8 protein-coding genes are annotated in these 6,889 nt (G+C 66.9%); all 8 read left to right on the forward strand.

Features of this window, described 5'->3' with window-relative positions; genetic code table 11:
* Window positions 1-104: 104 nt before the first annotated feature.
* Window positions 105-866 carry a hydrogenase maturation protease gene (locus HPC46_RS26025; protein ID WP_179475089.1) on the forward strand — a complete coding sequence of 254 codons (762 nt, stop codon included), beginning with the start codon at window positions 105-107 and terminating at the stop codon, window positions 864-866.
* Window positions 867-871: 5 nt separating this feature from the next.
* Window positions 872-1,117 carry a hypothetical protein gene (locus HPC46_RS26030; RefSeq protein ID WP_218894685.1) on the forward strand — a complete coding sequence of 82 codons (246 nt, stop codon included), beginning with the start codon at window positions 872-874 and terminating at the stop codon, window positions 1,115-1,117.
* A gap of 13 nt (window positions 1,118-1,130) precedes the next feature.
* Window positions 1,131-2,396: a tetratricopeptide repeat protein gene (locus tag HPC46_RS26035; protein WP_179475081.1), complete on the forward strand. Its 1,266-nt coding sequence runs from the start codon at window positions 1,131-1,133 to the stop codon at window positions 2,394-2,396.
* Complete coding sequence (locus tag HPC46_RS26040) at window positions 2,380-3,270, forward strand: NifU family protein (RefSeq protein ID WP_179475082.1); 891 nt, start codon at window positions 2,380-2,382, stop codon at window positions 3,268-3,270. Before HPC46_RS26035 ends, HPC46_RS26040 begins: the two co-directional genes overlap by 17 nt.
* Window positions 3,267-4,478, forward strand: coding sequence for an NHL repeat-containing protein (locus HPC46_RS26045; RefSeq protein WP_179475083.1), 1,212 nt, complete (start codon window positions 3,267-3,269; stop codon window positions 4,476-4,478). Before HPC46_RS26040 ends, HPC46_RS26045 begins: the two co-directional genes overlap by 4 nt.
* Window positions 4,475-5,311, forward strand: a complete 837-nt coding sequence (locus HPC46_RS26050) for a hypothetical protein (protein WP_179475084.1) — start codon at window positions 4,475-4,477, stop codon at window positions 5,309-5,311. The genes HPC46_RS26045 and HPC46_RS26050 overlap by 4 nt, the downstream gene beginning before the upstream one ends.
* Entirely contained in the window at window positions 5,308-6,525 is a 1,218-nt protein-coding gene (locus HPC46_RS26055) for a cytochrome P450 (protein WP_179475085.1), read from the forward strand. Before HPC46_RS26050 ends, HPC46_RS26055 begins: the two co-directional genes overlap by 4 nt.
* Window positions 6,526-6,690: 165 nt before the next feature.
* The coding region (ndhC, locus tag HPC46_RS26060) for an NADH-quinone oxidoreductase subunit A (protein ID WP_179475086.1) at window positions 6,691-6,889 on the forward strand (199 nt) is incomplete at its 3' end.

Consider the following 6,889-nt stretch of genomic DNA (forward strand, 5'->3'; position numbering starts at 1 on the left):
TCCCGGCGATCGAGCCTGGGGCGCACGACTCCCGCAGCAACCCAGGCGGTTCCGATATCAGCACCCCTTCGCTGGATATCGGACCGCCTGGGTGTGCGGTTTTGGTGGTGGGCTGCGGCAATCTGCTGCGCGGTGACGACGGGGTCGGTCCGGTACTGGTCCGGCACCTCTGGGAGCGTGGCGTGCCGACGGGCGCCCGTCTGGTCGACGGGGGCACCGCGGGGATGGATGTCGCGTTCCAGATGCGGGGCGCCGAGCGCGTCGTGATCGTCGACGCCTCGGCTACCGGTGTGGAGCCCGGAACCGTATACCGCGTGCCCGGCGAGGAGCTGGCCGACCTACCGCCGCTACAGGGCCTGCACACCCACTCGTTCCGGTGGGATCACGCGATCGCCTTCGCTCGTTGGGTGCTGGCCGACGCCTGTCCGAGCGATATCACCGTCTTCCTGATCGAGGCGGGCGGCGTCGAGTTGGGCGCCGACCTCTCGGAACCGGTCGAGGCCGGGATGGAGCAGGTGATCGAGCTTCTGGAGCGGGACTATCTGGGTCCGCTGCGGCCGCAGGTCGGCGACGACATCTCGGTCGGCTTCACCGATGACGGTTACGTGCGCCTCGATGCGGCGTTGGCGGCCAGCCGATTTCCGTCGGATGCCGTTGCGGCGATGGTGCGTGAGGACGACCTGTGGTTGATCCCGCTGCGAGGTCCCCGTAGCGGCGGGCTGTTGCTCAAACAGCGCAACCCCGCCGGTGACCGGTCCCTGCTGGTCCGCGAGGTGCTCGCAGACCGCCCCGTCACCGGAGTTCATCGGGCATTCTGGGACGATGCACAACAAGCGCTGCGGATTCCGCTGGGGCTGGCCCGGTGATCGTCATGTGTGAAGAGCCCCGGCCGAAGACCGCCCCGCGCACTGACAGCTCCACCGACGAGGCATTGGACGTGCAGACGGTCGTCGTCGAAGAGCGCGGCCGCTGGGCGGTCGACATCGTCGTGGTCTTCGCCGATGGGGTGGTGCGCAAGCGCATCGACACCCACAACACCAAGGCCCGTGCCGAACTGTCGGCCCGATTGATCAAACGCGCCGCCGAGCGCGATATCCGTGGACCTATCCACGGATGACGGGAGAAGAGCTGTGACCACACTTGCCAACACCGAACCGGTGGACACCGACATCCTTGCGGTGCGACCGCAGCCGCTGGGCGCATTCCCACTTCCGCTGGGCTACATGCTGATCCCCGCGTCCGAGGACACCGAGGACGCCCGCGTTGCGCTGCTCGCCGGGAACATACCGCACTGGCCGGAATCGTTGCGGGCACACGAGTCGGCGCTGGCAGGCGACCGCGACGCCGCCTTGGCAGTTCTGGATGGTGACGACCCGGTCAGTCGGTACAACCGCTTCGTGATGGACCCCGACGGTGACGATCCCGCCGAATTGCGATCACTCTTGGGCGAATTCGGGGTTCTGGTCGATATCGTGCTGTTCGCCGTGGGCCGCTCGGATATCGCACCGGAGTTGAGTTCGGCCAGCGCCGAACTCGCAGCCCTGGTGTTGTCGACCCAGGCCAGTAGCGCGTTCAACGATGGTGACGCAGCACAGGCGACCGCGTTGCTCGACCAGGCGGCCGACGAAGCGGCCGGTGTGTCCCAGCCGCTGTGCGGGGTACTGCTCGGTGCGGCGGCATCGATCGCCGCCCACGGCGGCCACCCGGACGCCGTCCGGCGGTTCGAGACGGCACTGAAAGCCCTCGATGGCGCTGACGGCCTGCGCGTCTCCCGAGCCGAACTTCACCTGAACCTGGCGGGGCTGCTGCACGAACAGGCGCCGGACCGCCCCGAGTTGCTGGCAGCGATTGTGCCGCATTATCATTCGGCGCTACAGCTGGTCTTGCGCGAGGAGGCTCCGCTGATGTGGGCGTCGGCGCATGCGAACTTGGCGACCGCCTACCTCACCATGCCGATGACGGAGGCCTCCGGTCAGCTGAGATTGGGCATCGCCGCCCAGTCGCTACGCTCGGCGCTCAAGGTGTACACGCGCGAGGACTATCCAGAGCAGTGGGCCAGTGTGCAGCTGAACCTTGCGAATTCGTTGGTGTACACCCCATCGAAGCACCAGGCCGACAATCTGGTCGAGGCCGTCGAACTCTACGAGGCCGTACTGGACGCCCGTGACCGGGACAGCGATCCGATGGGCCGGGCCAGGGTGCTGGCCAATCAGGGCAATGTGTTGGCGCACCTGGGTTCCTTCGACCAGGCCAAAGCCAAGCTCTACGAGGCACGGTTCCTGTTCGAGGAACTCGGCGATGACGACTCGGTGCGCACGGTGCGCGGCGTACTCGACGAGATTGCGCGGCAGATCACGCTGGGCAGGACGGACGGAACCGATGTCGACGACCACTGAACGGCCGGTCACCGAACCGACTTTCGAAGACCTCGCCAAGCGCGTCGACGACGCCGTCGCGGCGTTGGGTGGGTTGGATACCTCGGCGCGTGAGGTGGCCGAGGAGCTGAAGTCGGCGATCGAGGAGATCCACCGCGCCGGGCTGGTGACGATCGTGCGCCGGCTGCGGTCCGACGACGCCGCCCGGGACGTGTTGTTCGAGTTGGTCGACGACCCGACCGTACATCTGTTGCTGTCGCTGCACGGGATCGTGCGCCCCGACCCGGTTACCCACGCAAACCAGGTGCTGGCGTCGGTACGTCCCCAACTGAACAGCCACGGCGGGGATGTGACGCTGGTTCGGGTCGACGACGCCACGGCGTTCGTCCGCCTGGAGGGGGCCTGCAACGGCTGCTCGATGTCATCGGTGACCCTGCGTAACCTCGTCGAAGAGGCTCTGGTGCAAGGAGTCCCGGCGATCACAGCGGTGGAGGTGCTGCCGAACGAGCCGACGCCGACACTGATCCCGATCGAGGCGCTGCTGATCGGGCGTGACCCGGCGGGTGAAGGATGGGTCGAGGTCGGCCCTGCCGCCGACCTGGCTGTCGACGACCTGTCGCCGATGAGTCTGACGACGGCGATGGGCGAGCGCGCCGAGGTGATCGTGGTCAACGCCGGCCGGCGACTGTCGGCGTACCGCAACGAGTGTGCTCATGAGGCGCTGCCGTTGGACAATGCCGTGTTGGACCTCGGCAGTAACACGCTGACCTGCCCGTGGCACGGATTCTGCTATGACGCGACATCGGGGGAGTGCCTCAGCGCGCCGGGTGCCCAGCTCGAACAGTTGCCGCTACGTGTCGACGACGGCGTCGTCTGGGTCCGCGTCGGCGAATGAGCCGCTACACCGTCCGGCACAACATCAGCGGCTTGGGTACCCGCGCTGATGTGATTCCGGACGTCGACCGCACCGACGGCTGGGCACCGGCGCTCTGGCTGGGCGCACCCGCACCGGGTGGACTGGCACTGCCGCCGGCGAAACCGTCTATGGCGTGGATGTATTCACCACGCGGAGTGTTCGTCGGTGAGCGGCACGTGGTGGTGGCCGACTCGGGCAATCACCGTGTCCTGATCTGGCACGGCATGCCCGAGGACGACGAGCAACCTGCCGACGTCGTGCTCGGGCAGGCGAACGGTGAGTCGGAAGGCCGCGCGGCAGGCGGCCGGGGCCCAGAGCGTGGAATGAACTTGCCGACCGGGGTTCTGGTGCACGACGGCCGGTTGGTCGTCGCGGACGCGTGGCATCACCGGATTCTGGTGTGGAACACCGTGCCGCAGAGCAGTGACGTTGCGCCCGATCTCGTGCTCGGCCAGCCCGACGCCGAATCGGTGGTGGAGAACCGGGGCGGTGAATGTTCGGCCTCGACGCTGTACTGGCCATTCGGTATCGGCGTCATCGGCTCGTCGTTCTGGGTCGCCGACACCGGCAATCGGCGGGTTCTCGGGTGGCGCAACGGCATTCCCGAACCCGACCAGCCCGCCGATGTGGTGTTGGGCCAGCCCGATGCGGCCGCTCGTGAGGAGAACCGCGGTGGTGCCGTCGGTCCCGCCACGTTCCGCTGGCCACACGACGTCACCGGCCGCGAGGATCTGCTGCTGGTCGCCGACGCCGGGGATCACCGCCTGCTGGGGTGGTCGCCGCCACCAGAGGCGGACCGGGACGCCAATTCGGTGCTGGGGCAGCCGGACTTCACCAGTGCACTCGAATGGCCCTACGGTCCGCACACCTCGGATCGGTTCCGCTTCCCCTATTCGGCCTGCCTGGACGGCGACCGGCTGGCGGTGGCCGACACCGCCAACAACCGGATCCTGTTGTGGGACACGGCGCCGGCAGACGGGCGCGGTGCCGACCATGTGCTGGCGCAACCGGATTTCAGCTCCAACGGCGAAAACCGCTGGACCTCGGTCCAGCGTGACACCCTGTGTTGGCCGTACGGGTTGTCGTTGCGCGGCGACACCCTGGCGGTCGCGGACTCCGGCAATAACCGGGTGATGATCTGGCGGCGGCCGATGAGCGCTTGCGCGAAGAGCAACGAGCCAACGTGAGACCGCGCATCATCCAGGAAGACGGGCAGATCGGGTTCTACTGGGCGACCGCGACCGGCAGTCCGACTTCGCTGCAGGCCCTCGTCGCCGTCGACGACGAACCCGACCGGTTGGTGGCCACCCATCTCGAGGCACTGGATGATGCGCTGATCATCGCCGCGGGCCGGTTCGGCGAGATCCTCGGTGGCGGCCGACTACCCGCTGACGCCGACGAGCGGGACGGGCTTCTCGAGCTTCACCGCACTCTGGACCGATTGTGTTTCGAATATGCCGCGGCACTGGAGCAGACCGGCGTACACGCCGATCTGCGGGCCGGGAAGATCGTCGGCACGGCGGCCTTGTTCTCGATCCGGGCGCGCCTGCCGCTGGATCTGCTCGGGCCGGCGCCGTTCGACGGCGAACTCGACGACCCGTCGATCGGGGTCGTCGGTGGCTTCGGTGAATTCCATCAGGTCGACCCGGACAAGCCGTGGAAGGGCGGCCGCTGGCTGGTGCGCACCGAAGCGGGCCAACGGTTTCCGCTGACCTTGGCGATGCTGTTCTTCGACAGCTCAGGGGTCAACAAGGACGCCGCGCGTAAGGAGCATCGTGACGCTCTGCAGGCGGTGGTCTCCGCGGCAGGCTCGCCGGACGCCGATCCGATGACGGTGACCTGTGCGGTGGACTGGCTGCTCTACGACTGGCTGATGGCGCACCGGGAGAATCCGGACAGTGCCGAAATCGTCTTTCCCAAGGGCTATGAGAGCGATGCGGCACTGGTCGTGACCGCCGCGGCCGCGTCGGTTGCCGCGCGGGCGACTTTCGATCCCGGGCTGGTGGGGTTGATCGCGTGACCACCCTCGTCGTCGATCCGGCAGAGTTCTTCAGCGCGGACGCAATACAGAATCCGTATCCGCTCTATGGCCGGCTGCGGGCGGCGGGGCCGGTGCATCAGGTCGGGGACTCGGGGTTCTATGTGGCGTCCACGTGGGCGGCCATCACCGATGTGGCGGCGCGGCCGCAGGATTTCTCATCCAACCTCACCGCGACAATGACGTACACCGCCGACGATGGCGTGACACCGTTCACGATGGACGGGCTCGGAGGCCCGACCCATATCCTGGTGACCGCCGACGATCCGGTGCACTCCCTGCACCGCAAGCTGGTGCTTGCCCAGTTCACGGCGAAGCGTGTTGCGGCGCTTGGACCGTTGATCGCCGACGTCTTCGAGCAGCAGTGGTCGGCCGGCCTTGTCGACGGCCGTATCGAGTGGATGGGCACGGTGGCCAACCGGCTGCCGATGACGATCGTCGCGCGCCTCATCGGTGTTCCCGATGCCGACACCGACAGGCTGGCGCACTGGGGATACGCCACCACCCAGTTGCTCGACGGGTTGATGTCAGCCGACGAACTGTCCGCGTCGATGACCGCGATCACCGAACTCAGCGACTACATCGCCGAACATCTGACGACTGCCATCGCCGCTCCTCAGGACGATCTGATCGGTGAGCTCGCGAGGGCCTGTATCGACGGTCGGCTGAATCACTTCACCGCACAGCTCATCCTGGTATCGCTGTTCAGCGCCGGCGGCGAGTCCACCGCATCGTTGCTGGGGACGGCGGTGTCCCTGCTCGCGACCGAACCGGATCTTCAGGCGGAGCTGCGCGGTAGCCCGGAGTTGTTGGGCGCCTTCATCGAAGAAACACTTCGGCTGGAACCCCCTTTCCGGGCACACTATCGCCACGTGGTGCGCGATACCGAACTCTGCGGTGTCCTGCTGCCCGCCGAGTCCCGGGTGCTGCTGCTGTGGGGGGCGGCCAACCGAGATCCCGAACACATCGAGGCGCCGGACGAGTTTCGGCTCAACCGGCCGAACACCAAGGGGCACCTCTCGTTTGGCCGGGGTGCCCACTTCTGTCTAGGTGCACCGCTGGCACGGCTGGAAGCGATGACGGTGCTACGGCTCATGCTCGAGCGAACCGCCTGGTTCGACGCGGTCGACGTCGGTCCCTGGTTGCCGAGTGTTCTCGCACGGCGACATACGTATTTGGATCTCGCCGTGCGCTGAGAGCGCGAATCATACTGGCGGGTAACAAATATCTCACCCTCCACCTCACCATGCTTCTCCCCCCTAATGGGGGATACCTGCGCGGCCGTTGGCGGTAGACATACGCCTACCGCTCGAAGCCGTCGGCGCGGTGCACGCCGGCATTGGAGAAGGAGGGCAGGGGATTTGGGTCTGTATCTGCCCATCTTGGTGTTGGGGGTTATTGCCGCGGCGTTTGCGGTCGTGTCGGTGGTGATTGCGTTGGTGGTCGGTCCGCGGCGTTTCAACCGGGCCAAGCTCGAGGCGTATGAGTGCGGTATTGAGCCGGTGGTCGGGGAGGCGGCTGGTCAGCGGTTCCCGATCAAGTATTACCTGACGGCGATGT

Source organism: Mycolicibacterium vinylchloridicum (assembly GCF_013404075.1).
GTDB lineage: Bacteria > Actinomycetota > Actinomycetes > Mycobacteriales > Mycobacteriaceae > Mycobacterium > Mycobacterium vinylchloridicum.